The sequence below is a fragment of the Devosia sp. P2_G7 genome (genome assembly GCF_056403495.1).
In genome coordinates, this window is the sequence record NZ_JBFUFI010000008.1 from 102955 (window position 1) to 129462 (window position 26508).

The window sequence follows — 26508 nt, forward strand, 5'->3', positions numbered from 1 at the left end:
CTAGGAGACTGGCACCGTGCTGCTGGAAGGCTATGCGTCGCTGTTGACGCGCGTTGAATTCGACATCCCGCACATGGAGGTGTCGATCGGCACCGGCTGCCGCCTGTCCGCCCGCGAGCGGGTGGGTGAACTCGACGTGGTTACCATCACCGGCGATGGCGGGCCGATCCGCTTCGCGCTCGAGCTGCCGCTCGGCGATGCCGAGGGCTATTGGTATCCCAATGCCGGGCACTTTCGCACCCTGCCGCCAGATTGGCGGGGGACCGACAAGACCAGCATCATCTCGTCGAGCCCGCTCGGCTGCCTCTACGACCGGGTCGGGCGGAGCATCCTAGCGTTCGGCTTCAGCGAACAGATCGAGGAAAGCGTGCTGCGCTTCGGCATCTCCGAGGAGCACAAGAGCTTTGTCGTCTACTACGAGCACGATCCCAAGGGGCCGGGCACGGTGCGGCTGGCGCTGGCGCCGCCGGGGCTCGACCACGGCGAGGCCATCGGCCTGATCCGCGACTGGCTGCGCGAGGATGTCGGCGCGGCGCTCCCGGTGCCGCATGTCGGCACGGTGCCGGTCTACAGCACCTGGTACACCTACTCGCAGGCGGTCGACGCCGAAAAGGTGATGCGCGAGGCGGCGCTGTCTCGCGAGCTCGAGTGCCGCGCGGTGATCATCGACGATGGCTGGCAGAAGTTCGGCTCGGGCCGCTGGTATGCGGGTTGCGGGGACTGGATTCCCGACACCGACAAATTCCCCGACCTCTGGGCTCACGTGGCTGGTCTTCGCGGCCTCGGCCTTTCGGTCATGCTGTGGGTGGCGCCGCTTATGCTGGGGCCGAACAGCGCCGCGGCCGCGCGGCTGAAACCCTACGCCCCGCACTACTCGGAAGGGCTCAAGGCCTCGGTGCTAGATCCACGCCACCGGCAATCGCGCGAGCATTTCGTCGAGACCTGCGTGCGGCTGGTGCGCGACTACGGCATCGATGGGCTGAAGATCGACTTCCTCGATAGCGCCGTGGTGTATCAGGGCACCGAGACGACCGGCGACATCAAGGATGTCGGACAGGCTATCCACGCGACGCTGGTACAGTTGAAGGAGGGCCTGCGGCTCGCCGGGCTCAGCGAGGTGCTGATCGAGTTCCGCCAGAGCTATATCGGCCCGGCCACCGCACCTTACGGCAACCTGCTGCGCGCCGGCGACTGCCCGGGCGACGCCATCCTCAACCGCCGCTCGATCGTCGACACGCGAATGATCGCCGCCGGCCAGGTGGTGCATGCCGACCCGGTGCTGTGGGATCCGCGTGCCGGCGCCGAACCCGCGGCGCGGCAGTTGCTCAATGCCTATTTCGGCGTGCCGCAGCTATCCATGGAGCTTTCGAGCCTACCCGAAGAACAGCGGCGGGCGGTCCGCGCGGTGCTGTCGAGCTGGATGCGGACACGCGAAACTGTGCTGTTTGGGGCGCTGAGTGCCGGACTGCCGTCGGAGAACTACCCGGTGATCCAGGCCCGACACCAGAACAAGCTCGTCGTCGGCGTCTACCAGCCGATGGTCGTGGAGATCGACCTCACCGGCATTGACGGGGTCACCGTTCTCAACGCGACTGCGGAGGCTACTGTCGTCGTGCGCTGGACTGGCGGCGCGAGACGTGTTGATGGAGAGGCACGGAGCGTCACGGGCGATCTGGCCGGGCGGTTCCTCATCGAGGCGAAGCCCGGGCTCAGCGAACTCGCCATTCCGGTGTCGGGGATCGCCACGCTCGATGTCAAAGAGGGCTGAATCGGAACGGATGCGTAACGAGGCATGACACGCTTGCCGGATAACAAGGGCCCCGTGGAAGAGCCGCCACCGCGGCAGCGCCCGCGCTCGCCTGCGGGCAATGTCAGCCTCGCCGCCATCGCCGAAGTGGCGGGGGTGAGTGAGGCGACGGTCAGCCGTGTGCTCAACCGCAAGTACGGCGTTTCCGCTGCGACCCGCGAGGCGGTCGAGCAGGCGCTGCGCAAGATCGGCTACGAGCGCACGCTGCACGGCGAGGTGGTGATCCTCCTCGTGCCCAATCTGATCGACCCGATCTTCGGGGCGATGTGCGACCAGATCGAAACCCAGATCACCCCGTATGGTCTACGGGTGGTGGTGTGCCCGGGCGTCAACCAGGAGCGCGACTACATCGAGTCCTTGCTCGATGCCGGCGTCGCGGCGGTGGTGTTCCTGTCGTCGAGCAACACGACGCGCCATTCCGACCCGGTGGCTCGGCAGTTGCTGATGTCGCGCGGGGTGCCGTTCATCGGCGTCAATGGCGGCTTCCCCGATACCCCGACCCCGACCTTCTCGACCGACGACTGGCGCGCCGCCGAGATCGCCGTGGGCCATCTCTACGACCTGGGCCACCGCCGCATCGGCATGTGCGCCGGCCCGTTCGGCAACACGCCGGCCGATCGCCGCGTCGAGGGGTTCGTGCAGGCAATGGACCGGCGCGAGCTGTTCAACTCCGAGGACTTCGTGGTCCGCCAGTATTACGGCATCGAGGGCGGGCGGCACGCGGCGGAGGATCTCCTGGCGCTCGGCGTCAGCGCCATCGTCGCCTCCAGCGACGAGATGGCGCTGGGCGCCATCCGCTCGATCCACCGCAGCGGGCTGCGGGTGCCGGCCGATATCTCGGTCATCGGCTACAACGATTCCTACATCCTCGATTTCACCGATCCACCGCTCACCACCGTACGGCAGCCGATCGAGCGGATCGCCGAGAACACGACGCGCGCTATCCTGGCGCTGATCGGCAACCGCGCGCTGCCGCTGACTGAAGTACTGATCGAACCGGAGATCCGGCTGCGCGGGTCCACTGGACCGGTGAGCCAGAAATAGAGAGGCCCAGACTAGGAGGTGGAACTCCAGCTGGGCCTCAGTCATCGGGCGGCGAAGCCCGACAACGCGGTTCTGATAGACGCATGAAGTCCGGGAGTCCAGCGGACAGATCGCCTCAGCGCAAAACTATCCGTGAACCTCATCGGCTCATTCCGGCCATCGGTCGTCGGGCCGCCAGAAGCCGAGCTTGGGGGTGTTCCACTCGTCGGTGGGGAGGAACATGGTGCCTGGGGTGCGGAGGTTCGCCTCGATCGCCTCGAGATTGAGGTCGACGCCGAGGCCCGGCTTGTCCGGCACGGTGACGTAGCCATCAGCCATGTAGTCGGGCGCAAGGCCGGTGACGAGGCTCTCCCAGAACGGCAGGTCGAGGCCGTGGTGCTCACAGGCGAGGAAGCTCGAGATCGAGGCCGCAGTGTGGATGTTGGCCATGAAGCCGATGGGCGAGCCGGCGCAGTGGAGCGCGGTCGGGATGCCCTCCTCCTCGGCATCGTCGGAGATGCGCTTGGTTTCCATCAGGCCGCCGGAGGTCAAGAGGTCCGGATGGACGATGTCGAAGGCGCGGGTGCGGATGGCTTCACGGAAACCGTCGCGCAGGTAGAGGTCCTCGCCGGCCGCGATCGGGGTCAGTAGAGCATCGGCGATCTTCTTGTGGCCGGGGATGTCGAAGCGCGACACCGGGTCTTCCATCCAGGCGAGATCGAACTTTTCGAGCGCCTTGCCGAGGCGGATCACTTCGTCGGAGGTGAGATAGCCCTCGCCGAAGTGATCGACGCAGATCTGCACGTCGGCGCCGACGGCCTTGCGCACTTCGCCGACCACGTGGGCAGCACGCTCGATGGTGGCCTCGGTGAGCTTGACGCCGCGACCGTGCATCGGCGCCTTGAACGGCCTACCCTCTTCGTAAGCAAAGTCGTACTTCGCCTCGTTGCCGATCAGCGGGCTGTCGCCGGTCTCGAACAGTGACGGACGCAGGTCGAACTTGATCCAGGTCAGGCCGCGACCACGGCGGCCCAGCACGGCGTCGACGAAATCCTCCGGGGTCGGATCGTCGGGCGTCGGGGTATCGCCGTAGAGGCGGACCTTGTCGCGGTGCTTGCCGCCGAGCAACTGGTAGCACGGCACGCCGTAGACCTTACCGATCAGGTCCATCAGCGCGATCTCGATGCCCGAGACACCGCCACCCTCGCGGCCCCAGTTGCCGAAGCGCTTGATGGTGCGGAAGATCATGTCGACGTGGCAGGGGTTCTGCCCGATCAGCATCGACTTGAACTGCAGCGCGTTCGACGCATGGCCGGCGTCGCGCACCTCACCGAGGCCGTAGACGCCTTGGTTGGTGTCGATCCTCAGGATCGGATAGTCGTAATTCGCCGCCACGACGGCGAGGCGCATGTCGGTGATGCGCAGTTCCGATGGGCTCGAGTGGGTGCTGACCGCGTCTTCCATGCGCCCCAGTTGGATTTCAGTCACGATTCCTCCTCGCTTAACACTGCTTTTCTGTTCAGTCTGTTGCTAGCGGCGGTGCGGGTAAGCGGGCAGCATCAGGTCCCGCAACCCGTCCATGATGGCCGCCGCCTCCTCCCGAGCGGCATCGTCAAGCGCCCGGAAACCGGACTGCCGGACCGCCGCGTGCGGGATCACGCCCCGCATTTTCAGCACTTCCTTCATCAGCAGCATGCCGTAGTTGCTCTCCATATCGAGCAGCGGCAGCAGGCGCTGGAAGATGTCCCGGGCGCGCTTGTCATCCTTGGCCTCGATGGCCTTCCACAGCGCCACGTGCACATCGGCGATCTCGCAGGCGGGCATGGTGCCGGACACACCGTGGCGGACCTCCTCCATCAGGGTCTTCCCCGCCTTGCCGCCCATAACGCCTTCGAGCTTGTCGCCGCAGAGCCGGATGATTTCGCCCACGGTCTGCGCCGGATAGCCCGACTCTTCCTTGACGAAGCGGGCCGTCGGGATGTCGTTGACCAGTTCGGCGATCAGCGCCGCGCCCATCGCCGAGGCGCCCTGCCCGACAACATTCTGGATCACCAGTGGCAGCGAGGTCGCAGCACCGATGGCGCGGTAGTGCGCCTTGATGTCGGCGGGGCTCGACGGGTGGAGCGTCGGCGGCAGCGACATCACCGCATCGGCGCCGATGCTCTCGGCATGGCGCGCATAGTCCGCGGCGAGCAGGTGGTGCGGCGCCGAAACGGCGACGATCGCCGGCACCTTGCCCTCGGCCTTGCCGACGACAACCTCGGCGGCCCGTCTGCGCTCGGGTTCGCTGAGGTAGCCGCCCTCGCTGGCCAGCGCATTGGCGACGACCCCGTGCACGCCCGCCGCGAGGCAGAAATCCATGGTCCGCTCCAGCGCTGCCTCATCCAGCCTGAAATCATCGGCGAACGGCGTCGTGACGATGACGAAGATGCCGCGGAAAGTGCTGCGATCCATGGGTGTTTGCCTCGTTGGGGGATCATGCGCCGGCGAGCGGCAGGAGCGGATGGTACCGGCCGCTTTCAGCAGTGACCAGTCGACCATTTGCTCATCCGCGATCGTCTCCGGTTCCGGTGATTTGGGCGCCTAAGCGGCTCGAAAACCTCACTCTTCGGTTGTCGCCATTGCCTTGATGCGCCACTGTCTCGGCAAAGAGAAACGGGGGAAACGATGACCAAGCTCGGCGAAACACGATCGCTGGTCTGGGCGCATGGCGTGGTCAGCGTCGAGAGCCTCGGCGGGATGATCGGGCCGACGCTGTTCGTTCTGCCTGACGGCCGCCAGGTGGCCCCGTTCCAGATCGCACCGTGGGCGAACGAGCCCGGCGGCGAGGCCCTGCCCGGTATCCTGAAGCGGTTGCGCGGTGAGTGGCCGTGTGTGCCATTCGGAGTGGATGGAGATCGCCCGGCGAAGGGCGAATGGCCCGGGGCGACAGCCAGCCCGACGGTCGATACCGATCCGCATGGGTTCAGCTCTAACCACGACTGGACGTTCGAGGCGGGCGGCTACGGCAGCATTGCGCTGAGCATCGCGTATCCGGACAGTCACCCGATCCGGACGCTCCATCGCCGGGTCACGCCAGACCCCATGACCACCGCGCTCGATTTCGAACTCACCATCGATGTGCGCGCTGACTGCACCCTGCCGCTAGGGCTCCACCCGTCGTTCCGGCTGCCCGCGAAACCCGGTGCGATGCACATCGAGGTGGGCAGCAACATCACCGGCGCCACCTTCCCCGGCCCGGTCGATGACACCTCGATATTCGAGCAGGGTCGCTTTCAGTCGCCGTGGCACGATGTGGCACTGCGTGATGGTGCGCGGCTCGATGTCAGCCGCGTGCCTCTGCCACACGCGACCGAGGAGATCCTGCAGTTGCTCGATATGGCCGGCACGGCGTCCCTGTGGAACAGTGCCGAGGGGTATCGGGTGCGGCTCGAGTGGAATCCCGAGCATTATCCGAGCGCGCTGGTGTGGATGTCCAATCGCGGCCGGCAGATGGCGCCCTGGAACGGACGGCACCTGGCGCTGGGGTTCGAGCCGATCTGCTCGGCGTTCGATCTTGGCCCGCAGATTTCGGTCGCCGACAATCCGATCTCGCGGCGCGGAACGAAAACCGCCCGCCGGTTCACTGCCGGCGAGCGGTTCATAACGCGTTATCGCATCGCGATTGAGCCCGCCGAGATCGCCTGATCCCGACGGGGAGATCGTCAGCCCTGCGGGGCGAAGCGCACGAGTACCGTGCGGATCTCGCGCGGTGACAACTCTACCGTCAGGGCCTTCCCCTTCAGCTCCAGTACCTTCCCCGGATGCTCGATCGGGTCGGCGCACCGTGCCGCCGCCGGATTGCCCGTGAACGTCACGGTCTGTGTGGCTGCCGTGTCCGAGAGGTTCTGCAACCGCAGCGCCACCCAGCCGCTGTCCTCGCCCGGCTTGGCCGTCACCAGTACCGGCGACTTCGCGTCCGCGCTGAAGAAGCTGTCGCTGGTCTTGCCGGTTGGCTTGATGTCGCGCATCGCCACCGGTGGCACTGCGACCTCTGCAGCGAAGCGGGTTGCGGCCGCCGCGTCGGCCGGACCTTCGTGGGTGGTCAGCCGATAGCGCAGCGGGATGCGGCCCGACTGCGCCGACTTGAAGTTCACCAGCCAGTGGTTGTTGAGGGCCCAGCTCATGATGGTGGGGCCTTCGGGCTGGAGCGTGCGGTCCCACTTGCCGGTGGTGATCCCGCCCAGATGCACAAGGGGGGCATCAAGCGGCACGACGGTTACACCGCGCTTGCTGTCGCTGACATCGACCCAGCGCCCGACCGGGTACCAGTCCTTGGCGGCGCCATCGAGCTGGTCCGTGTTGGGCACCGACGGGATGCCGTTGAGATCGAGCAGGAAGTTGTGTGCGTCGAGCTTGAACGGGAAGGCGACGAACACCGCCTCGGCGTTGGCATGCTCGAGCTTGTCGATGCTCCAGTCGACCACCACGCATTTGGTGTCGGCATCGAGCGCGTAGACTACGCTGGCGGCGGAGACGCCGGGGGCTTCGATGTGCACGGTGATCGAGGCGCGGCCTTCGAAAATCACCGCAGGATCAAGGGTCACCTTCGTCGCCGTCGCACGCTTCCACGGCGTGTCCGTGTGGCCGGTGAAGAACTCCGGCTTGTCGAAGCTGATATCGGCGATGGCGAGGCGGTCATCGGGCGAGTCCACGGTCTCGTAGACGTACTCGCCCGGGCCCCAGCCCTTATATTTGCCAGCGAAATCGTGGCCCTGCGCTTTGTCGAAGAACTCGGCAATTGCGCCGGTCTCGGCATCGATGCGGATGCGGTAGTGCCGGTTCTCGATGGTATCGCCGTCGGCCTTGAGGTCGCCGAAGGGCACGCCCTTTTTCAGGTCGAGGAAGGCGTAGCCCATCGGCGGGATGGTGCCGGCAACGCGGCGGATCTCGGGAATAGGACGTGGCCCGCCCCAGGTGCTGCGGCGGTTGAAGAAGGTGTCGAGCATGCCGACCGGGGCGGCGCCGCCGCGCGGTTCGGGCTCCTCAACGATGACCTTGCGCTCCCAAGGTAGCGTGTTGAACACCAGCAGTTCATCGATCCCCGAGGGCTTGAAGGCCTCCTTGGGATCGAGGTTGCCGAGGTTGAAGCTGCCTTCCGGGCCCTTGGTGCCGAGCGGTGCGGCCAGCGCGTTGGCGGCCTTGGCGACCGAGCCGTGGCCTTCCATGGCGGCGGTATAGGCGAAGCCGGCCTTGCGGTTCCATTGCGCCTGGCTGAACAGCGAGTGTGGCGCCTCCACGGAGGAATAAGCGCCCCAGGTGTGCTCGTCGAAGAGCGTCATCGACTCGTAGATGGCGGCGGCGCGATCGGCGTACCACTCGCCCTGGCCCTTGCTGCGGCGCCAGGCTTCGAGGCTCTCGCCGATGCCGACGATCTCGTGCGCGGCGCGGTTGACACCGACTTCGAAGGCCGATGACCCGACGCCATCGGCCCAGTGATCGGTCCAGTCGCCGCGCTGCGTGCCGATGGATCGGTCATACTTGCTGTCCAATAGCCGCCCGAAGTCTGTCACGGTGATGAACTGCATCTGAACGTTCTTGCGCTCGTCATTCCACCGCCGGACGAAATCCGGCATGCGCGCGTCAGGAGGACCGTTGTCGACTCGCACTGGGTGGGTGGATTCGCAGTAGAGGAAATCGAACGGGTAGCTGTCGTCGTTCTCGAGTTCGTCGATCCAGCGCGGCAGCAGCCGATCGACCAGATCCCAGTTGCCGAGACCGGCCTGGCTGCGGCCGAACAGGTAGTGGTAGCCATTCCAGGCCAGCACCTTCTTACCGCTCGGACCCTCCCAGCGGAAGGCGCCGGGGAACGGCTTGGGACGGGCGCCGCGGATCGGGTTGATGGCGGCGGTGTAGAACTTGATGCCGAGATCATGCAGCAGGTCGGCATAGAGCCAGGAGACGCCATTGACGTCGTCCTGCATCGCCGCCTCGACGTGGAAGCCGAACTCGTCGCGCAGGGCCCGGAGCGGATAGAGCGAGCGGTGCATCTGCTCGATATTGAGCAGCGGCGTCATGTTGTACTGCATGCCGGCGATATCGATGCGGCCCTGCTCGTGCCAGTGGCGGAAGCGGGAGATCTCGGACTTGCTCGCTTGCCGCAGGTACTTGAGGAAGGGGCCGGTGGTCTCGACGGTCCAGCGATACTGCGCCTCGGCCGGATAGGCATCGGTCGCTTCGATCAGGTCGAGAGCCTGGCCGACGAACTCGCCGTGCTGGCGCAGCGCCAGCTCCTGATAGTCGGTGAACCCGATATCGGTGTGGGCGTGGTTGCAGATGTAGATCGTCTTGATCTTGCTCATGGCGTTCCTCCGTCGGCAGGCCGGCTTATGCGGGGTAGATGGCGACGCGGGTCCAGGCGCGTGGGGCGACCTTCAGCCGGACTTCGCCATTGGCGGGCAGTGCTTCCAGCACTTCGCCGGAGAGTGTCGTGCGATTGGCCTTGGCGGGGACAAGCGTGCCGGCGCCGATCCTCGCTTCAACCGTATCGCCGCCCGGGTTGAGCAGGGTCAGTGCCACGCCGTTGCCGTCGGCCTCGATGCGGGTCAGCAGCAGCGGGCCGAGGTCGGGGTTGAGTAGGCTGGCTGCCGTCGACTTCACCGCGCCGCGTTCGGCGTAGACGTGGGCCGCCAGCGGCTGGACCCGGGCCAGCGCGCCTTGCACCGAATTGCCGAGCTCCTGCCGTGCGCCGGGGAGCAACCAGAAGCGGAAGCGGGTTTCGCCGCCCTGGTCGGCCTGGAAGTTGGTGCTCCAGTAGTTGTTGGTGAGCCAGGCGAGCAGCGTCGGGTTCTCGCGCACGACGCGGCCATCGGGATCGCCGAAGCGGCCGAAGGTGAAGCCGCCGATCTGCCAGAGCGGCACATCCGGGCAGGCGACGGTCAACTCGCGCTGGCTGTCGCCGATGCGGATGAAGCGCTGCGTGGTGATGTAGTGGCGGCTGGCGTAGGGCAGTTGCTCGTCATCGAGCTTCACCACCGCGCCGCCGCTTTCGTAGTCGACGTCCCAGCCGCTGCCGAGCGCTGCCGGCATCGGCAGGTAGATCGAGTGGGCTTCGGAGAGCGGGAGCTTGGTGACCACCGCGTCGATCGACAGCGCCACGTCATCGGGGAGCAGCCGGTAGATCACCTCGACCTTGTCGCCATTGGCCAGCTCGAACGACTGGCTGATCTTGGCGCTGCCGCGCTCGACGATTGCGCTGGTGCTGGCGACCTTGGCCGGCACGTCCCGCCTGGCCTTCCAGTCGAGGTGCCAGGCCTTGTGCCAATCGGGCGACTCGAGCTCGACCACGTCGAACATGTCGGTGCGGATGCCGGAAGCGATCCGCTCCAGTACCGGCACGCCGAACTTCAGGTTCTCGGCGGCAGCGCCGGCATACTCGACACCGTCGAGCTTCAGCGAGGTGACGCCGCCGCCCTGCTGGTCGAGGGTCACGGTGAGGCGGCCGTTGGACAGCACGCCGTCCTTGGCCGAGAGCTTGCCGTTGTCGTTGGGCACGACACCCTCGGCGGGCATCGTCACGTAGGACAGCGCGGGGACGGCGATCGGCCTGGTCCAGTAGGCGCGTTCGTCGCTCAGGTCCGACATCACCACGTCCTGCCGCTGGATGCGATGCGAGGACGGGCCGGTCGGTACCAGGTCCTCGAGGCCGAATCCGCGCTTCGGGTCGGGGGCCCCGGCAAGCGGCGGCAGGTAGGGCAGCCGCAGCGACTGGGTGACCGGGAACGGGTGCGGGTTGAATACCAGCAGGGTCGGATCATCTCCACCGGCGTCGATCGCCAGCTGCTCCAGGGCATCGCGGCGCAGCATGCGGGCGACGCTGGCGCCTTCGGCCGCGGTGACCAGCTTCAGCAGCTGCTGGGTGCGGGTCTCGGGTGAATACGGGTGGCTGATCGAGCGATCGGCGCCCCAGGTGTGCTCGGCATAGAGCGCGAGGCCGTTGCGGGCGACATCGTGCAGCATGGCGCGGCGGCGTGGCTCCTCGCCCGGGTGCCAGGCTTCGCCGGCGAGGGCTGCATCAAGATCGCGCTGGCCGCGAAGCGCCTGCGCCGTCTCATGCGCCGTGCTGCCGGCGCCAAAATTCCACCAGTCGGTCCAGTCGCCGCGCAGCGTCGGCAGGCTGTCCTTGGGCTGGGCGCGGACCCGGTCGAAGAACTCGCTGAGGGTGCCGAAGCGCAGCTTGATGCCGCCCGACGGAGCGTTGCCCTCGTTGAAGCGGCGGATGAAATCGGGGAGCGCGGCCTGCGGCGAACCGTTGTCGTGGTAGCGGATGTTGGTGATCTGCATCATCAGGAACGGATGCGGGTAGCCGTCGTCCTCGAAGCGCTTGGCCCAGCTCGGGACACGCATACGTGCTTCGTCCATGTCGAGCGGGATGCGCAGGCTGCGGTCCGAGGTCACGCCGTAGATGAAGCCGTTATAGGCCGTGATGGTGCGACCGCCGGGGGCTTCCCAGTTGAAGGCCCGCGGCCACGGCTTCAGGGCGTGGCCGTAGTGCTCGTTGATGGCCATCGAGACGCCGGTGATGCCGTGGTCGAGCAGCGCATCGACGACGCCCCAGGGCAGGCCGTTGACGTCGGTGTTCATGGCCGAGCGCACCGGAATGCCGAGATCGCGGAAGAACTTCACCGGGCGCAGCACGTCGACCACCATCGAGTGGTCCATCAGCGGAGTCATGTGCCAGCCCATGCCGGCCACTTCGAACTGGCCGCGCTTCACCGCCGCCATGAAGCGGTCGCGATCGGCGTTCGAGGCATGCTTCCACCAGTCGACGGTCACGCCGGTGACCTCGCAGGTCCAGCGGAACTTCGCGTCATCGGGGTAGTCCTGCGTGCGCTCGGCGATATCGAGCGCCTCGTCGACGAAGCGGCGGTGCAGTTCCATCACCACCGGCTGCGGGTGGGTGTAGCCAATGTCGGTGTGGCTGTGATGGACGAAGAGGATTTCTTTGATCATCGGGTGGCTCGGATCATCGGGTTGAGATTGGGAGGAGTGGACCGCCTAGAAGGCGGCGAGCTTGACCGACATCGGCGTGCCGACATCGAAATGCTGGAGGGGCTCGGAGAGGATGCCGGACGACTGGTCGACGGCGAACACCGTCAGCCGGTCGGAATCCTGGTTGGCGACGACGAGGTGCTTGCCCGAGGGGGAGAAGGCGAAATCGCGGGGCGTGGCGCCGCCGCTGGGCCAGCGGCCGGTCTGGGTAAGCTCGCCGGTAGTGGCGTCGATTGCGAGGCCGAGGATCTCGTTGCAGACGCGCAGACCAACGAAAAGATGCCGGTTATCGGCGGTCAGCAGGATGCCTGCCGGCTGCACGATGCCGCCGTCGAGCGAGGGGATCGAGAAGGCGTCCCGCTGGGTGAGAGCGCCCGCGTCCGGGTCGACTGCGAGGCTGACGACGGTGGGGATCAGCTCGCTGACCATGAAGATGGATCGGCCATCGGCAGAGAACACTAGGTGGCGCGGGCCAAGGCCGGGCGGCAGGGTGAAGTCGCGTACCGGTTCGTGCGTCAGACTACCGTCGGCTCCGAGGCGGTACGCCACCAGTTTGTCGATGCCGAGATCGGCGACGTAGACGATGTCGCCTGATGGAGCCGGCACGACGCAGTGTGCGTGTGCGGTTGTCTGGCGTGCTGCGTTTGGGCCGCTACCTTGGTGGCGCACGCTGGCAACAGTTGCGCGCAGAGAGCCATCACTGGCGATGGGGAAGACGCTGACGGAATGGTCCGGCCAGCCCGCCGGGTTGGCGCCGTTGTAGTTGGCGACCAGCAGGAATTTGCCGTCCGATGAGAGGTTGGCGTGGCAGGCTTCGTTGCCAAGCGTCGGCTGGCGGTTGATCAGCCGGAGCCCGCCGGGTTCGACCGCGTAGGCGGCAATCGCACTCTCGCGGGTGCCGGTGATCTCGCAGGTGGAGTACAGCCGGCCGCGCGCCGCATCGGTCACCAGCCACGCGGTGTCGTCGACTCCCCCGACGAGATCGAGGGCGCTGAGTCGGCCCGCCTGCTCGTCGAACGCGAGCCGCGTGATGCCCTGCCCGTTGGCCGCGCCGTATTGCGGCATCGGGCGCGTCAGGCTCCCGGTGAATGCGTAGACCGCCAACTATTCCCTCCCTTTTTCCTCAGCCATCGCCCCTGCGCCCTGCCGGCGCTTGCCAACCCTGTCGTTTGGATACAGGATCGATGGCGATTGACACAACTAGTATGGTAGACCTACAACGTCTTGGCAAGGGAGGACGATGCCGGTGAACGACACAGCCAAAACCGCAGCGAACACAGTGCTGGTGACCGGCGCCGCGATGGGCATTGGCCGCGCCGTGGCTGAGGTCTTGTCGGCTGAGGGACGCGATCTCGTGCTGTTCGACCTCAACGCCGAGGCGCTGCAGGCGACGGCGAAAGAGCTCGGCGGCAAGCATGCGGTGCAGGTTGGTTCAGTCTCGAATCTTGCCGACTGCGAGGCCGCGGTGAAGCTCGCGGTGGACCGTTTCGGCGGGCTCGGCGGCGTCTCCCACAACGCCGGCATCCAGACCTACGGTGACGCGGTTTCGACCACGCCCGAACTGTGGGCCAAGACGCTCGATACCAATCTCACCGGTGGCTTTTACGTCGCCAAAGCGGCGATGCCTGAGCTGCGGCGCAACAAGGGCGTGATCGTCCTGACCGCCTCGGTGCAGGGCATGGCGGCACAGAAGGGTGCGCTGGCCTATGTCGTCGCCAAGCACGGGCTGATCGGCCTCGTCACCGGCATGGCGATGGATGAAGCCGCCAATGGCGTGCGCGTCCTCGGCGTGGCGCCAGGCTCGGTCGAAACGCCGATGCTGCGCTGGGCTATCAATCTCGATCCCAACCCTGCCGCGCTCGACGAAGAGATCGACGCGATGCACCCGATCGGCCGCCGCGCCCAGCCGCGCGAGATCGCCGAGGTGATCGCGTTCCTCCTCTCCGACAAGGCCTCGTTCATGACCGGGGAAACCGTGCGCGTCGATGGCGGCATGCTGGCGCGCATCCCCGGCGCTCCCCGAAAAAGCTGAGACCACTTATGAAGATCGTCGACATCAAGGCCACCACCGTCGCAGTGCCGCTCGAGGCGCCGCTGCGGCACGCGTCGGGCGCCCATTGGGGGCGGTTCGTGCGCACCATCGTCGAGGTGGTGACCGACGAGGGCATCTCCGGCTGGGGTGAACTTGGCGGCGGCGGCGAGAGCGCCGAGAACGCGGTGAAGGGCCTCCTGCCCTACCTCAAAGGGCATGATCCGCTGCAGCTGGAACAGCTGCGCTGGAAGATCATGAACCCGGTGGCCAGCCTCTACAATTCACGCATGCAGGTGCATGCGGCGCTCGAGATGGCGTGCATGGACGTGGCCGGCAAGGCGCTGGGCGTGCGCGCCTGCGACCTGATCGGCGGGGCGTTGCGCGAGTCGATCCCCTTCGCCAGCTACCTGTTCTATCGCTACGGCAACGAGAAGAACGGCTTTGGCGACGAGTTCTCGGCCGAGGCGCTGGTGGCCGAGGCCAAGCGCCAGAAGGAACTGCACGGCTTCAAGTCGCACAAGCTGAAGGGCGGCGTGTTCGCCCCCGAGCACGATGTCGAGGTGTTCTCGGCCATCGCCGACGCACTGCCCGGTGACCGCTTCCGGCTCGACCCCAATTCGGTGTGGTCGGTGGAAGAGTCGATCTGGGTGGCGAAAGAGATTGGGCACATCCGCAACGACTATTTCGAGGACCCGTGCTTCGGCCTCGAGGGCATGCGTCGGCTGCGTGAACGCATCTCGATCCCGACCGCAACCAACACCGTGGTGGTCAATTTCGAGCAGCTCGCAGCCTGCATCAAGCACGACGCGGTCGACGTGATCCTCCTCGACACTACGTTCTGGGGCGGGCTGCGGCAGGCCTACAAGGCCGGCCAAGTGCTCGAGACCTTCCAGTTCGGCGCCAGCGTCCACTCGTCGGGCGAACTCGGCATCCAGCTCGCCTCGATGCTGCACCTGGGCGCGGCGCTGCCCAACATGAGCTTTGCCGCCGACGCGCATTACCACCACCTGCTCGACGACATCATCGTGGGCGGGAAGCTCAAATACGTCGATGGCGAGATCGCGCTGCCCAAGGGCCCCGGCCTCGGCGTCGAGGTCGATCGAGACAAGCTCGCCCAGTACGCCGCCTACTACCGCGAGGTCGGCGGCTACACCTACGACCGCGATCCGCAGCGCCCGGACTGGTACTCGATCCAGCCCGAGATGCGCTACGCCGACCCAGCCGGACGATAAGAGGCGCCATGGCAACCGTTACCCTCCGGGACATCATCAAGATCTACGGCGAGTACGTCGCCATCAAGGGCGTCGACCTCGACATCGAGGACGGCACCTTCGTGGTGCTGGTCGGGCCATCTGGCTGCGGCAAGTCCACGATCTTGCGGATGATTGCCGGGCTCGAGACCATCTCGCATGGCGAGCTGAAGATCGACGGCAAGCCGGTCAACGACCTGCCGTCGCGCGACCGCGGCATCTCGATGGTGTTCCAGTCCTACGCGCTCTATCCGCACATGAGCGTTTCCGACAATCTCGGCTTCGGGCTGCGCATCAGTGGCGTGCCAAAGACTGAGATCGCCCGGCGGCGCGGCGAGGCGGCCAAGATGCTGGGGCTCGATCCCTACATGGATCGCCGGCCGTCGCAGCTTTCGGGCGGGCAGCGCCAGCGCGTCGCCATCGGCCGCGCCATGGTGCGCGAGCCCAAGGTGTTCCTGTTCGACGAGCCGCTGTCGAACCTCGATGCCAAGCTCCGCAACCAGACGCGCATCGAGATCAAGCGGCTGCAGCGCCAGCTCGGCGCGACCGTGGTGTTCGTGACGCACGACCAGGTCGAGGCGATGACGCTGGCCGACAAGATCGTGGTGCTGAACGACGGCCGGGTGGCGCAGATCGGCACGCCGCTCGAGGTGTTCGAGCGGCCGGCGAACATGTTCGTCGCCGGGTTCATGGGCGCGCCGTCGATGAACATGCTGAAGGCTGAGGTGGGCCCGGGCAACACCATCCGGGCGGCCGGGCTCGATATCCCGGTGCCCGCGGATCGGTTCGCCCTCCCCGCCCAGGGCACGGCGGTGACGCTGGGCATCCGGCCCGAGGACATCGTGCCCGAGGGGCACGGCACTCGACCCGACCTTGGCGCCGATTTCAGCGCCGAAGTGAGTTTCGCCGAGATGCTCGGCAACGAAAGCCTGCTGTTTGCCGACCTCGGTGGCACCGAGATCGTCGCACGCATGCAGCACCCGCGCGCGCTCGAGCCGAACCAGTCGGTGCGGTTCCGCATCGACGGCACGCGCGTCCACGTCTTCGACAACGGAAGCCAGAATTCGCTGCTCCGCTAAGGGGCAGCGGGAACAACGACAAGGGAGAGAGACATGTCGTTTATGAGGACTATGACTAGCGTGGGCCTAGCTGCCCTCGTGTCAGCCGGCGCCGCGCAGGCCCAGGACCTGATCCTCAACTCGGACAAGACCGAGTGGAACCCGGGCATTACCGCGATGATGGACGCTGCCGGCGCCGCCGCGGGCGTCAAGGTCACGGTGCAGGACATCACGCCGACCGACAAGTATCAGGCGTACATGCAGACCTCGATCGCCGGCAACAATGCGCCGGCGTTCTTCACCTGGTGGAACGGCCAGCAGCTGAGCGACCTGGTGGCGACGGGCATTCCCGCCGACCTCAGCGCCAACTGGGACGCGGCCATCGCCAACGGCGACTATTCGGAAGCGCAGCGCGAGCTGGTCAGCGTCGACGGCAAGCCCTACGGCGTGCTGCTGAACGTCGCCAACTGGGTGGTGTTCTACAACACCGCAGCGTTCGAGAAGGCCGGCATCGCAGCGCCTCCCACCACCTGGGAAGAGTTGATGGCCGACGCCGACAAGCTGAAGGCGGCGGGCTACACCCCGTTCAACGGCCCGACCTCGGGCGGCTGGATGCCGTTCATCTGGTTCAGCCAGCTGGTGCTCGGCGGCGATCCGGACGCCTTTGTCGGGCTGACCGACGGCACCGTGCCCTATGACGGCCCGGCCGTGCAGAACGCCTTCAAGGTCTGGGGCGACATGTACGCCAAGGGCTACTTCACCGACCCGCGCGAGCAGGACGACCAGAAGTTCTTCGTCGACGGCACGGCCGCCATGTACCTTATTGGCGACTGGCACTCGGGCTCGTTCGCCGAAGCCGGGATGGAGCCGGGCAAGGACTTCAAGACCTTCCTGATGCCGTCGCTGTCGCCGGACGTGCAGCAGTCGGTAATCGTCGAGGCCTCGCCGATCGTCGTCTCGAAGGCGGCGCTCGATGCCAACCCTGAACTCACCAAGGCCGTGCAGTCGATGATGGGCGTCGACGCCTCCAACGCGCTCGGCACCAAGATCCAGGTCTACAACGGCAACCTCAAGGCCGCAGCGCCCAACGCCACGATCCAGGCCAACAAGGACATGGTGGCTGCCGCCAAGCCGCGCGCCCTGGTGCGCTGGTGGGAAGCCGTGCCGTCGCAGATCCAGGGCGACCTCGTCGCTGCCATGGGTGCCTTCATGTTCAACCCGACCCCCGAGCAGGCGGCCGAGTCGATGAAGACCATGCAGACCATCAACGCCGACTACTGGGCCAGCAAGTAAGCCAGTTCCTCCCGCCGGTCGCGCTCTCGGGCGCGGCCGGCACCCCGTTTGGAGCGCCTCAGATGATCGCCACCGCCTCGGCCCTGCTCTCGCCGGAAGTGTTGAAGGAAGCGCGCCGGCGGGAACGGCGGGTCGCCTGGCAGCAGACGCGCGTCGCCTGGCTGTTCATCGCGCCGGCGGTGATCATGGTGACGCTGTTCCTGCTCACCCCGGTGGTGTTCAACGTCATTCTCAGCTTTACCAAGTGGCAGAAGTTCACCGGGCTCGACCAGTTCGCCGGCTTCAACAATTACGCCCGGCTGTTCCGCCTGCCGTATTTCTCGGAAGCGCTGTCCAATACCGCAGTCTGGGTGGTGGGCGCCGTCATCTTCCCGTTGGCGGTCGGCCTCGGGCTGGCGCTGCTGCTGCGCAACATCCCGTTCCAGGAAACCTTCAAGAGCCTGTTCTTCCTGCCGCGCGTGCTGGCGCCGACAGCAGTGGCCGCGATCTGGTACTACGTCTACGCGCCGCGCGGCGTGCTCAACTCAGCCGTTTCCGGGATCACCGGCACACCGTTCGATTTCGGCTGGCTGTACGATCCGGCGACCATCACCGGCTCGGTGATCGTCACCTTCGTCTGGCAGACCGTCGGCATCACCATGGTGCTGCTGCTGCTCGGGCTTGCCGCGATCCCCAAGGATCCGGTGGAGGCGGCGCGGGTCGATGGCGCCTCGAACTTCCAGATTTTCCGCCACATCGTCTGGCCGCTGCTGCTGCCGACGGTGCTGGTGGTGACCATTCTCAACGTCGCGGCGGGCTTCACCACCTTCGACCTGCTGTGGGTGATGGCGACCTCGTTCCCTGGCAAGCGCACGCTCTCGCTGGCGGTCTACATGTATTACGAGAGCTTCTCGAACGGCGCCTGGGCCTATGGCTCGGCAGTCGCCGTGGTGCTGGGCGCCATGGTGATCACCGTCAGCGCGCTGCTCGCCGTGGTGCAGGCGCGCGTCAGCAAGAACATCCGGTAGGCAGATCATGGCAGTCGATATCACCGACAAGGCGTTCATCTCGGGCCTGATCGCGAAGGAGAAGCGCACGCAGCGCCAGGGCGGCCGCTGGCTGGTGGTCCCGATCCTGGCGCTCACCATCGCCTACCTGACGCCGCTCTATTACCTGTTCGTCACGATCTTCAAGACGAGCGAAGAGTACGCCAAGAAGGGCGTGCTCGAGCTGCCGGACAGCCTCGCGCCGCTCGCCGACAACGTGGTGCAGGCCTGGACGATCGCCAACCTCGGCCAGGCGGCGATGAACTCGTTCAGCTATGCGCTGGTCGGGGCGGTGCTGTCTGTGTCGTTTGCCGCGGCGGCGGCCTACGGCATGACGCGGTTGCACCTGCTGGGTTCGAACGGCTGGTTCATGCTGATCTTCACTGGCACGCTGTTCCCGTTCCAGATGTACCTGGTGCCGCTGCTGTTCGGTTATCAGCGGCTTGGACTGGTCAACACTTGGTTCGGCATGCTGCTGGTCTACGTAGCGATCTGCATCCCGTTCCCGCTGCTGGTGCTGCGCAACTCGTTCTCGGCGATTACCCGCGAGGTCGACGAGGCGGCACGCATCGAGGGGGCGAGCGAATGGCGGGTGTTCACCTCGATGATCGTGCCCAACGCTATGGGCCCGCTGATCGCGCTGTTCCTGTTGCAGTTCACCTTCATCTGGAACGACCTGCTGTTCTCCTCAATTCTCGCCAACGGCATCGAGGTCCGTTCGATCATGGTGGCGTTGCAGTCGCTGCAGGGCACCTATTCGACGCTGGGGCCAAACGTGGTGATTACCGCGACGCTGATTTCGAGTATCCCCACGGTCTTGCTGTTCATCGCCCTGAGGAAGTACTTCATGGCTGGACTGCAGCTGGGGACCAAATGACGGCAAAATGGCAATGAAGGCGCCCAAGGCGATATCAGCTGCGAAAACGGCAGCAGCGGAGTTGGGGAGCGACAGCGTCTACAGCCCGCGCCAGGATGGCGGCTCGATCGCCAGCCAGGTCTACGAGCACCTGATGCAGCAGATCCTCGATATGCAATTGCAGCCGTTCCAGGAATTGTCCGAGGCCCGCCTCGCCGCCGAGTTCGGGGTCAGCCGTACCCCGGTGCGCGAAGCCTTCGCCCGCCTCGCCCGGCGCGGGCTGGTGGAAATCCTGCCACAGCGCGGCACCGTGGTGTCGCCGCTCAGCGAGAACCTGATCGCCAAGTCGCGTTTCATCCGCGAGGCGCTGGAGCGCCCCCTCGCCCGCCTCGCGGCCGAGCGGCTGACACCGGAGATTGCGGCGCTCCTGAAGCGCGAGATCGTGCTGCAGCAGACCTTCGCGGGGCTCGGCGACGACCAGGATTTCCTCAAGTCGGATGACCGCTTCCACGCGCTTATCGCCAAGGCGGCCGGCTTCGAGACGATCTGGGACGACGTGCGCGAGGCGAAGTTCCACATGGACCGCATCCGCCGGCTGTCGTTGCTCAGCCAGGAGCACATGTATTTCATCGTCGGCGAACACGAGGAAATCCTCGCCCGCCTGCAGGCAGGCGACGCCAAGGGCGCTGACGAGAGCATGGCGGTGCACCTCGTCTCGGTGATGCGCGAACTCGACGTCATCCGCTCGGCGCACCCCGAGTATTTCGTGCGCGTGGCCGCCGCGGCGGAGCACTAGAGGCCGCGCTTCGACGATATCGGCACGTGGATGGTGCCCAACGTTCGGGCTGTTATCCGCCGAGGCCTGGTATTGCCGCGACCTTGCCGCTAAGGCGGGCCCCGAAAAACAGGCTCGCGGGGAAGGTGCGGACAAAGCGGCGCATCAGGCCGGCGGTCATGGGCCGGGAAGCGAGGCCAGCCAGCGCCGATGCCGTGAGGATCCGCAGGGCGAACTGCTTGTGCCAGGCGGCTGCATAGCGCTGCCCGGCCTGCTCGCGCCCGGCTTCGTCCCACGTGCGAACACCGGCCAGTTCCGATGCCAGCAGCCAGCCGGACTGGAGCGCCATCGAAATTCCCTCGGCAATGATCGGGTGGGACTCGCCGGCGACGTTGCCGACGCGGAAGATGTCGGCCGCGTAGCAAGCGCGAATGCCGGGGCGGATGGGGCCTGCCGCCAGCCACGCACCATCGAGACTGGCATCACGCAGGACAAGGGCAGCGCCGGGGCAGGAGGCGAGGATGTGCTGATGGACCGCCTCGCCCGCAGACAGGCGCCGACTGGCGGCGCGGATGGTATCCAGTTGATCTCGCTGGATGCAGCAGGATAGCGACATCCGGCCTTGATCTGCCCAGACCATGCCGCCATAGCCGCCGGGAAAGGCCAGCAGCGGCATCAGATCGGGCGGCAGGGCCGAATCCCGAAAATGCGCCTTGAAGCCGAGAAAGTCGGAGGGGCGGTGCTGTTTTTTCGACTGAGTTGGGAGGCCGCCCGGCTCCCACGACCCATGGGCGGCGATGAGCACCGGGGCGGTCAGGATGTGATGCTCGCTACCGCTTTCGATGCGGATGGCCCAATCCTCGCCATCGCGGAACGCTGCAACCGCCTGCCAGGGCTGCCACACCGTCGCCCCCGCTTCGGCTGCCACCTCGAGCAGCAGCGTATCGAGCACATCGCGCCCGAGCGCCCGCCCGAACGCGTCGGACGCGGCCCGCGGCATCATGGCTTCGATACCTCGCCCCGCCGCAAACAGGGCGAGGCGCCGCACCTCGGGCCCGGCGAGACTGCGCACTCTGTCGCCGACCCCTAGCCGGTCGAGCAATGCGAGGTTCACCGGCGAGATGAACTCGCCGCAGACCTTGCTGCGCGGGAAGGCACTCTTTTCGACAATGGCGACCGCGCGCCCCTGCCGAGCGAGCGCGATCGCAGTCGAGGCGCCGGAGGGACCACCACCGATGATGATGGCGTCGTACCTCACGGCGCGGCCTCTACTGCTGAGAACACGTGGGTGAAGGGCCCTACGGCTCGTTCCCGAATCTTCATGCGGTCGGCGTCCGGCCATAGGCGGGACAGTTCCTGGCCCGCGAAGCCGGCTTGGACGCTGACGGCGGCATCGTGCAGCGTGACTGCGTTGGCCCCGATCACTCGCAGCAGTCCGGTTGCCGCCAGCGCCACCGCGCCGCGTCTTGGTTCGGTCGCCACGAACGCCGGGGCCAGCCGCCTTGCGGCGGCCAGCAGCCGGGTCAACTGGGCTTCATCAAAGTGGTGCAGGAACAGGTTGGCAGTGACGAGGTCGAACTCCCCTGCCGGGCGCTGCTCCATCCAGGCCAAGGCATCCGAGGTGACGGTGTCGACCCGCCAGCCGAGCTCGACGAACGGCCGTCGCCGCTCAGATGGAACCAGGTCCTGCTGGTCGAGAAGCACGACCTGCACGTCGGGCCAGTGTCGCGCCATCCGCCTCGCCACCGCCAGCATGAAAGCGCCGTCGCCGCAGCCAATCTCGAGGATCCGCCGCGGAGGCCTCTGCAGGTCCTTGCGCAACCGCCGGGACATGATGGCGGCCTGGAACATGATGGCATTGATCCAGGCCAAGTCGCGGCGCGACCCGATCGCTTGCGCGTCGGTCGGCGGCAGGTGGTCGAGCAGTTCCGGCGTGAGCCGGCGCTGCGCCAGGACGCCGGCCATTTCAGGCAGCGTCGGCGGTGTGGAACATGAAGGTCTCGGCCGTCAAACCCGGGCCGAAAGCCATAGCGCAGCCGATCTGGTCCGCCTGCCGATGTTCCAGCATGTCCGCCAGCACGAACATCACCGTCGCCGACGACATGTTGCCGTTCTTGCGCAGCACCTCGCGCGACGGCCGCAGCGCTTCGCCGTCGAGGCCAAGCGATCGCTCAACGGCGTCGAGCACGGATTTGCCGCCTGGGTGGATGGCCCAGAGGTCAACATTGTTCAGCCCGCGATTGCCGAGGATATCCGAGATGCCGGTGCCGAGCGTCTCGTGGATGGCAGCGGGCACCTGGCCGGACAGCACCATATCGAAGCCGTCGTCGCGCACCGTCCAGGTCATCAGGTCGCGGCTGCCCGGCGCGACGATGCCATGGAAGCTATCGAGCGCGATGCCGGTCGGCTCGGCGGTAACCAGCGCCGCCGCTGAGCCGTCGCCCCACAGGAGGAAGGTGAGCAAGCGCTCGAGATCGGTGGTTTCCTTGAGATGCAACGTGCAGAGCTCGATGTTGACGGTGAGGACCCGCGCTTCGGGAGTGGACCGGACGATGTGGCGCGCCAGCTTGAGCGCGTTGACCGCGGCGTAGCAGCCCATGAAGCCGATGATCGTCCGCTCGATCGACGGGTTCAGCCCGCAACGTGCGATGATTTCGAGGTCGACTCCCGGCGCGGAGAAGCCGGTGCATGTGGTGACGATGAGGTGGGTGATCCGCGCGGCATCTTCGCCAAGGTTGAGCCCCTCCACTGCCCTCTGGGCCAATGCGGGTGCGGCCTCGGCGAACAGGTCCATGCGCACCGCCGTCCCCGGGAATGCACCGCGCCGGAAGCGGCCGGCGGCGTCGACGGTCGGGCCATTGGGGTCATCGGCCGAAGGATAGCAGGCGAAACGATGCTCGATGCCGCTCTTGGTCGCCATGCGATTGAATATGGCCTGGCGGCGCGGATCGTCGGCCAGTTGCGAGCTCGCGAAACCGAGCGAGAACTGGTGGACGTCGTGGTCGGGAACCGCGGCGGAAATCTTGTTCACGTAGACCTGGGTAGACATCACGGCTCCTTGGTTAGGCCCAAGGGACCGGGGAGCGGACGCTTACCCCTGGGCTCTCAGGGGTAACACTCGCGGTGTCGGTTTATTCCACCGGCCGGTGGCGACCGCGACGCAATATCAGCAGCGGGTGAAGGATTGGCGCGCCCTAAGAGATTCGAACTCCTGACCCCCAGATTCGTAGTCTGGTGCTCTATCCAGCTGAGCTAAGGGCGCGCACGGCCGGGATAGTGTTCCGGCGGACGGCGTGACCCATACATTGCGTTCCGCAGCATTGCAAGCAGGGTTGCGACGACAATTTTGACGCGTCCGTGACAGTCAGGCGATACGGATCGCGCGGGGCAGCGTTACGTCGAAGCGCGTGCCCACCGGCTGGTCGACGAAGCTGAGCTTGCCGCCATGCGCTTCGGTCAGTTCGCGGGCGATGGCTAGGCCGAGGCCTGTGCCGCCGGCGCGGGCGGAACCTTCGAAGGCGACGAACAGGTTCTCGCGCGCCCGTGGCGGCAGGCCGGGACCGTTGTCCGTCACCGACAGGGTCAGCCATTCCGGGGTCTCGGTCAGGTCTACCTCGACATAGGGCGCCTCGATCTTGCTGCCGGCGGCTTCCAGCGCCTCGCGGGCGTTCTTGAACAGGTTGTCGAAGATGCGGGCGAACTGGTCGGGGTCGGCCGAGATCGAGACGGCGTCGGGCACGCCATTGGTCCAGCGGATCGAAGGGTGGCCGACGAGGCCGGCATCGAATGCCGCTTCATCGAGCAGCAAATGCAGGTCAACCGGCACCGGGCGCGGCGGGGTGGCGCTCTGGCGGCCGTAGTCGAGCACCGACTGGGCAAAGCCGATGGCCTTGTCGATCGACAGCACCAGGCGCGGCGCCAGGCGCTGCACCTTCGGGTCGTCGAGATTGGCCACCTGGTCGGAGAGCAGTTGTGCCGAGGTCAGGGTGTTGCGCAGGTCGTGGTTGATCTTGGCCACGGCGAGGCCGAGGTCGGCGAGGTGCCGGCGTTGGCGCAGCATCGAGTAGATGTCGGACTCCATGTCGGCCAGCTCGCGCTCCATGATGCCGATCTCGTCGCGCCGGTCGCTGGGGGTGACGATCAGCGCCGCATTCTCGGGCGCTTCGGAGAACTCCACCATGTTGCCCGTCAGGCGGCGGATCGGGGCGATCAGGATGCGCGAAACGAAGACGTAGAGGACCGCCGAGGTGATGATGGCGAGGATCAGGGACAGGAAGAACAGGTTGCGCGAATAGAGCAGCAGCTCGGTCCGCAGCGGGGCCTCCGGCATCAGCACCTCGATGACCCGGTCGGGCATGCCGTCTTCCTCGCCGACGATGCGCAGGGTCCGGTTGGAGCCGAGCACCAGCGTCTCCAGCGCACCGAGGATCAGCGTTGCCGGGTCGCGCTGGCGCAGGTCCACCGTCACCGCTTCGCGCGGCATGGTGACGTTCTCGAGCTCGATCAGCTGGCTTTGGCCCTCGCGGCGATAGACGATGGCGAGCGCCCCGGCGGAGGTCAGCAGCCGGTCGGTCAGCATGCGCGGCAGGTTCATCGCGTCGGGCACTGCATCGAGCACGCGCGCCGCGACGACGCCGACGCGCAGCCGGTCATTGAGCCAGCTCTGGCGGAAGTTGGCAGCCGACGGCAGGTAAATCACCACCTCGACCGCCAGGATCACCACGATGAGGGTGGCGATGATCTTGACGGAGAGCCCCGAAAACGGGCCCGGCATCGCGCGGTTTGCTGTGGCCATTGATCGATGATTAGCGGGGAAAGGCGCCGCTTTCCAGCGGCAACACACGACAAGTACCGCTTACCCGAGCAGCTTGTTGAGGCTGATCCACTGTTTGACCAGCGGCTTCTGCGTCTCGCCGCGGCGGAACTCTTCGCCGAGGCGGACGACGATCTCGGCAAACGAGGGGTAAGGGGCCACGAGTTCGGCGAGTTTGCCGGCAGGGAGCCCCCCCGTCATGGCGAGAGAGAACATCGAGACCAGTTCGCCCGCACCGGCTCCGACGACGCCGGCGCCAAGGATGCGGCCCGAGCGATCGGTGATCAGTTTTGCGAGCCCATAGGTCTCACGTGTGGCTCGGGCCCGGTCATTGTCGGCGTAGGACCAGCGGGTGACGCGGAAATTGACGCCATGCCTGGTCCGCGCCAGGGCTTCGTTGAGCCCGATTTCGGCAAGTTCCGGGTCGGTCGAGACGACGCGCGGCACCCGCAGCGCGTCCGGCAGCGCAACGACGCCGAGTAGCGCGTGGCGCACGACGATCTGGGCTTGCCGCACCGCCGCTTGCACCGACTGGCCGCCGGCGGCATCGCCGACTGCGTAGATGCGCGGGTTGCTGGTCTTCAGCCCCCGCGACAGCTGCGGCAAGCGCGGATCGGCCTTGTTCATCTTGACGCCGGCCTTGTCGAGTTCGAGGCCGGAGAGATTGGGGATGCGCTCGGGGGCGACGAGGATGTGCGATGCGTCCAGCAATTGGTCGACCTCGCCGTTCTGCAAGGCGACGCCGATGCCCAGCGAGCGCGGCTGGATGGCGGTAACGACGGCGTGGGGACGAAGGCTTACCCCCTCCTCGACCAGGCGCTTCAGCGCTACCGCGGCAAGCTCGGGGTCGAAGCCGGCGAGCATGGGGCCGTTCTCGACCACTGTGACCTCGGTGCCGAGCCGGCAATAGGCCTGTGCGAGTTCGAGCCCCAGCGGTCCGCCACCGATGACGACAAGATGGGTGAGCTTTCGGGTGTTGTCGAGAATTGTCTCGCTGGTGAAATACGGGACCGCGTCGAGCCCGGGGATCGACGGCACGGGCAGTCTCGCACCGGTGGCGATGACGAAACGCCTGGCGCGGATCTCGATGTCGCCGACCGTCACCGCGCGGCGGTTGATGAAGCGCGCCGTGCCGCGGACGATCTCAACCCCCAGCGCTTCGAGGCGACCGGCGGCGTTCTGCGGCGACAGCGCGGCGATCACCTGATCGACATGATCGTGAACGCGGCGGAAATTGATCTTGGGGTCCTCGGCGGTGATGCCGAAAGCTGCGCCGTCGCGCATCGCCTGCGCATGGGCTGCGGCAGCAACGAGGGCCTTGGCCGGGATGGCGCCATGGCTCAGGGCGTTACCGCCCAGCTTAGCCTTCTCGACCAGCACCACCGAGGCACCATAGGCGCGGGCCAGTTCGGCCACCGCCAACCCGCCCGATCCGGCCCCGATGACGCAGAGGTCGGGAGTAAGGATATCGGCCAATCTCGCCCTCTCGGTGCCTTGGGGACTAAGGCCCCGCGCCTCATTATCACCGGCTTCGTGCACGACAATA

The 26508-nt window shown here is 66.5% G+C and carries 20 protein-coding genes and 1 tRNA gene; 10 read left to right on the forward strand and 11 right to left on the reverse strand.

Annotated features, from left to right (window positions below; all coding sequences use genetic code 11):
• The first annotated feature begins 16 nt into the window (after positions 1–16).
• Together AC1DWU_RS14490 and AC1DWU_RS14495 are read left to right on the forward strand one after the other, a co-directional pair.
• A complete protein-coding gene (locus AC1DWU_RS14490) occupies positions 17–1768 on the forward strand; it encodes a glycoside hydrolase family 36 protein (protein ID WP_477150700.1) in 1752 nt (583 codons plus the stop codon).
• A gap of 24 nt (positions 1769–1792) precedes the next feature.
• The gene (locus AC1DWU_RS14495; RefSeq protein WP_477150701.1) at positions 1793–2851 is read left to right on the forward strand and encodes a LacI family DNA-binding transcriptional regulator; all 1059 of its coding nucleotides are present in this window, start codon (positions 1793–1795) and stop codon (positions 2849–2851) included.
• A 147-nt stretch (positions 2852–2998) separates the two neighbouring features.
• Here the strand turns inward: AC1DWU_RS14495 and AC1DWU_RS14500 are convergent, their stop codons facing one another.
• Positions 2999–4318 (reverse strand): mandelate racemase/muconate lactonizing enzyme family protein, encoded by a 1320-nt coding sequence (locus AC1DWU_RS14500; RefSeq protein ID WP_477150702.1) that lies wholly within the window; start codon positions 4316–4318, stop codon positions 2999–3001.
• 42 nt (positions 4319–4360) lie between these two features.
• Positions 4361–5284 (reverse strand): dihydrodipicolinate synthase family protein, encoded by a 924-nt coding sequence (locus tag AC1DWU_RS14505; protein WP_477150703.1) that lies wholly within the window; start codon positions 5282–5284, stop codon positions 4361–4363.
• A gap of 213 nt (positions 5285–5497) precedes the next feature.
• Between AC1DWU_RS14505 and AC1DWU_RS14510 the strand changes: the two genes are divergently transcribed.
• Positions 5498–6517, forward strand: coding sequence for a hypothetical protein (locus AC1DWU_RS14510; protein WP_477150704.1), 1020 nt, complete (start codon positions 5498–5500; stop codon positions 6515–6517).
• Positions 6518–6534: 17 nt separating this feature from the next.
• On the opposite strand, the gene AC1DWU_RS14515 is transcribed toward AC1DWU_RS14510, so the two are convergent.
• Genes AC1DWU_RS14515 through AC1DWU_RS14525 form a run of 3 tightly spaced genes read right to left on the reverse strand, consistent with a single transcriptional unit; the run spans position 6535 to position 12964 of the window.
• Complete coding sequence (locus AC1DWU_RS14515; protein WP_477150705.1) at positions 6535–9171, reverse strand: glycoside hydrolase family 38 N-terminal domain-containing protein; 2637 nt, start codon at positions 9169–9171, stop codon at positions 6535–6537.
• Positions 9172–9196: 25 nt separating this feature from the next.
• Complete coding sequence (locus AC1DWU_RS14520; RefSeq protein WP_477150706.1) at positions 9197–11821, reverse strand: glycoside hydrolase family 38 N-terminal domain-containing protein; 2625 nt, start codon at positions 11819–11821, stop codon at positions 9197–9199.
• A gap of 45 nt (positions 11822–11866) precedes the next feature.
• Positions 11867–12964, reverse strand: a complete 1098-nt coding sequence (locus AC1DWU_RS14525) for a lactonase family protein (RefSeq protein ID WP_477150707.1) — start codon at positions 12962–12964, stop codon at positions 11867–11869.
• Positions 12965–13106: 142 nt separating this feature from the next.
• On the opposite strand from AC1DWU_RS14525, the gene AC1DWU_RS14530 reads away from it, so the two are divergent.
• From AC1DWU_RS14530 to AC1DWU_RS14560, 7 genes are all read left to right on the forward strand, one after another.
• On the forward strand, positions 13107–13892 hold the full coding sequence (locus tag AC1DWU_RS14530) for an SDR family NAD(P)-dependent oxidoreductase (protein WP_477150708.1): 786 nt from the start codon (positions 13107–13109) through the stop codon (positions 13890–13892).
• Positions 13893–13900: 8 nt separating this feature from the next.
• Positions 13901–15124 carry an enolase C-terminal domain-like protein gene (locus tag AC1DWU_RS14535; protein WP_477150709.1) on the forward strand — a complete coding sequence of 408 codons (1224 nt, stop codon included), beginning with the start codon at positions 13901–13903 and terminating at the stop codon, positions 15122–15124.
• A gap of 8 nt (positions 15125–15132) precedes the next feature.
• On the forward strand, positions 15133–16221 hold the full coding sequence (locus tag AC1DWU_RS14540) for an ABC transporter ATP-binding protein (RefSeq protein WP_477150710.1): 1089 nt from the start codon (positions 15133–15135) through the stop codon (positions 16219–16221).
• A 51-nt stretch (positions 16222–16272) separates the two neighbouring features.
• A complete protein-coding gene (locus AC1DWU_RS14545) occupies positions 16273–17493 on the forward strand; it encodes an ABC transporter substrate-binding protein (protein ID WP_477150711.1) in 1221 nt (406 codons plus the stop codon).
• Between the two features lie 62 nt (positions 17494–17555).
• Positions 17556–18500 (forward strand): carbohydrate ABC transporter permease, encoded by a 945-nt coding sequence (locus tag AC1DWU_RS14550; RefSeq protein WP_477150712.1) that lies wholly within the window; start codon positions 17556–17558, stop codon positions 18498–18500.
• Between the two features lie 7 nt (positions 18501–18507).
• Positions 18508–19395 carry a carbohydrate ABC transporter permease gene (locus tag AC1DWU_RS14555; protein ID WP_477150713.1) on the forward strand — a complete coding sequence of 296 codons (888 nt, stop codon included), beginning with the start codon at positions 18508–18510 and terminating at the stop codon, positions 19393–19395.
• A gap of 7 nt (positions 19396–19402) precedes the next feature.
• The gene (locus AC1DWU_RS14560; protein ID WP_477150714.1) at positions 19403–20170 is read left to right on the forward strand and encodes a GntR family transcriptional regulator; all 768 of its coding nucleotides are present in this window, start codon (positions 19403–19405) and stop codon (positions 20168–20170) included.
• A gap of 52 nt (positions 20171–20222) precedes the next feature.
• Here the strand turns inward: AC1DWU_RS14560 and AC1DWU_RS14565 are convergent, their stop codons facing one another.
• From AC1DWU_RS14565 to AC1DWU_RS14590, 6 genes are all read right to left on the reverse strand, one after another.
• A complete protein-coding gene (locus AC1DWU_RS14565; RefSeq protein ID WP_477150715.1) occupies positions 20223–21407 on the reverse strand; it encodes an NAD(P)/FAD-dependent oxidoreductase in 1185 nt (394 codons plus the stop codon).
• Positions 21404–22114, reverse strand: coding sequence for a class I SAM-dependent methyltransferase (locus AC1DWU_RS14570; protein ID WP_477150716.1), 711 nt, complete (start codon positions 22112–22114; stop codon positions 21404–21406). The genes AC1DWU_RS14565 and AC1DWU_RS14570 overlap by 4 nt, the downstream gene beginning before the upstream one ends.
• Before the next feature lies 1 nt (position 22115).
• Positions 22116–23198 carry a type III polyketide synthase gene (locus AC1DWU_RS14575; protein ID WP_477150717.1) on the reverse strand — a complete coding sequence of 361 codons (1083 nt, stop codon included), beginning with the start codon at positions 23196–23198 and terminating at the stop codon, positions 22116–22118.
• A 136-nt stretch (positions 23199–23334) separates the two neighbouring features.
• Positions 23335–23411 (reverse strand) — tRNA-Arg (locus AC1DWU_RS14580).
• Positions 23412–23513: 102 nt separating this feature from the next.
• Positions 23514–24944: a sensor histidine kinase gene (locus tag AC1DWU_RS14585; protein WP_477150718.1), complete on the reverse strand. Its 1431-nt coding sequence runs from the start codon at positions 24942–24944 to the stop codon at positions 23514–23516.
• A 60-nt stretch (positions 24945–25004) separates the two neighbouring features.
• Positions 25005–26438, reverse strand: coding sequence for a dihydrolipoyl dehydrogenase family protein (locus AC1DWU_RS14590; RefSeq protein WP_477150719.1), 1434 nt, complete (start codon positions 26436–26438; stop codon positions 25005–25007).
• Positions 26439–26508: the final 70 nt, after the last annotated feature.

What these genes read in the sequence shown, in the direction of transcription:
- AC1DWU_RS14510 (WP_477150704.1), top strand. Translation starts at nt 5,498, where the DNA reads ATGACCAAGCTCGGCGAAACACGATCGCTGGTCTGGGCGCATGGCGTG.
- AC1DWU_RS14520 (WP_477150706.1), bottom strand. Translation starts at nt 11,821, where the DNA reads ATGATCAAAGAAATCCTCTTCGTCCATCACAGCCACACCGACATTGGC.
- AC1DWU_RS14560 (WP_477150714.1), top strand. Translation starts at nt 19,403, where the DNA reads ATGGCAATGAAGGCGCCCAAGGCGATATCAGCTGCGAAAACGGCAGCA.
- AC1DWU_RS14545 (WP_477150711.1), top strand. Translation starts at nt 16,273, where the DNA reads ATGACTAGCGTGGGCCTAGCTGCCCTCGTGTCAGCCGGCGCCGCGCAG.
- AC1DWU_RS14555 (WP_477150713.1), top strand. Translation starts at nt 18,508, where the DNA reads ATGGCAGTCGATATCACCGACAAGGCGTTCATCTCGGGCCTGATCGCG.
- AC1DWU_RS14515 (WP_477150705.1), bottom strand. Translation starts at nt 9,171, where the DNA reads ATGAGCAAGATCAAGACGATCTACATCTGCAACCACGCCCACACCGAT.
- AC1DWU_RS14585 (WP_477150718.1), bottom strand. Translation starts at nt 24,944, where the DNA reads ATGGCCACAGCAAACCGCGCGATGCCGGGCCCGTTTTCGGGGCTCTCC.
- AC1DWU_RS14575 (WP_477150717.1), bottom strand. Translation starts at nt 23,198, where the DNA reads ATGTCTACCCAGGTCTACGTGAACAAGATTTCCGCCGCGGTTCCCGAC.
- AC1DWU_RS14535 (WP_477150709.1), top strand. Translation starts at nt 13,901, where the DNA reads ATGAAGATCGTCGACATCAAGGCCACCACCGTCGCAGTGCCGCTCGAG.
- AC1DWU_RS14505 (WP_477150703.1), bottom strand. Translation starts at nt 5,284, where the DNA reads ATGGATCGCAGCACTTTCCGCGGCATCTTCGTCATCGTCACGACGCCG.
- AC1DWU_RS14495 (WP_477150701.1), top strand. Translation starts at nt 1,793, where the DNA reads ATGACACGCTTGCCGGATAACAAGGGCCCCGTGGAAGAGCCGCCACCG.
- AC1DWU_RS14540 (WP_477150710.1), top strand. Translation starts at nt 15,133, where the DNA reads ATGGCAACCGTTACCCTCCGGGACATCATCAAGATCTACGGCGAGTAC.
- AC1DWU_RS14550 (WP_477150712.1), top strand. Translation starts at nt 17,556, where the DNA reads ATGATCGCCACCGCCTCGGCCCTGCTCTCGCCGGAAGTGTTGAAGGAA.
- AC1DWU_RS14570 (WP_477150716.1), bottom strand. Translation starts at nt 22,114, where the DNA reads ATGGCCGGCGTCCTGGCGCAGCGCCGGCTCACGCCGGAACTGCTCGAC.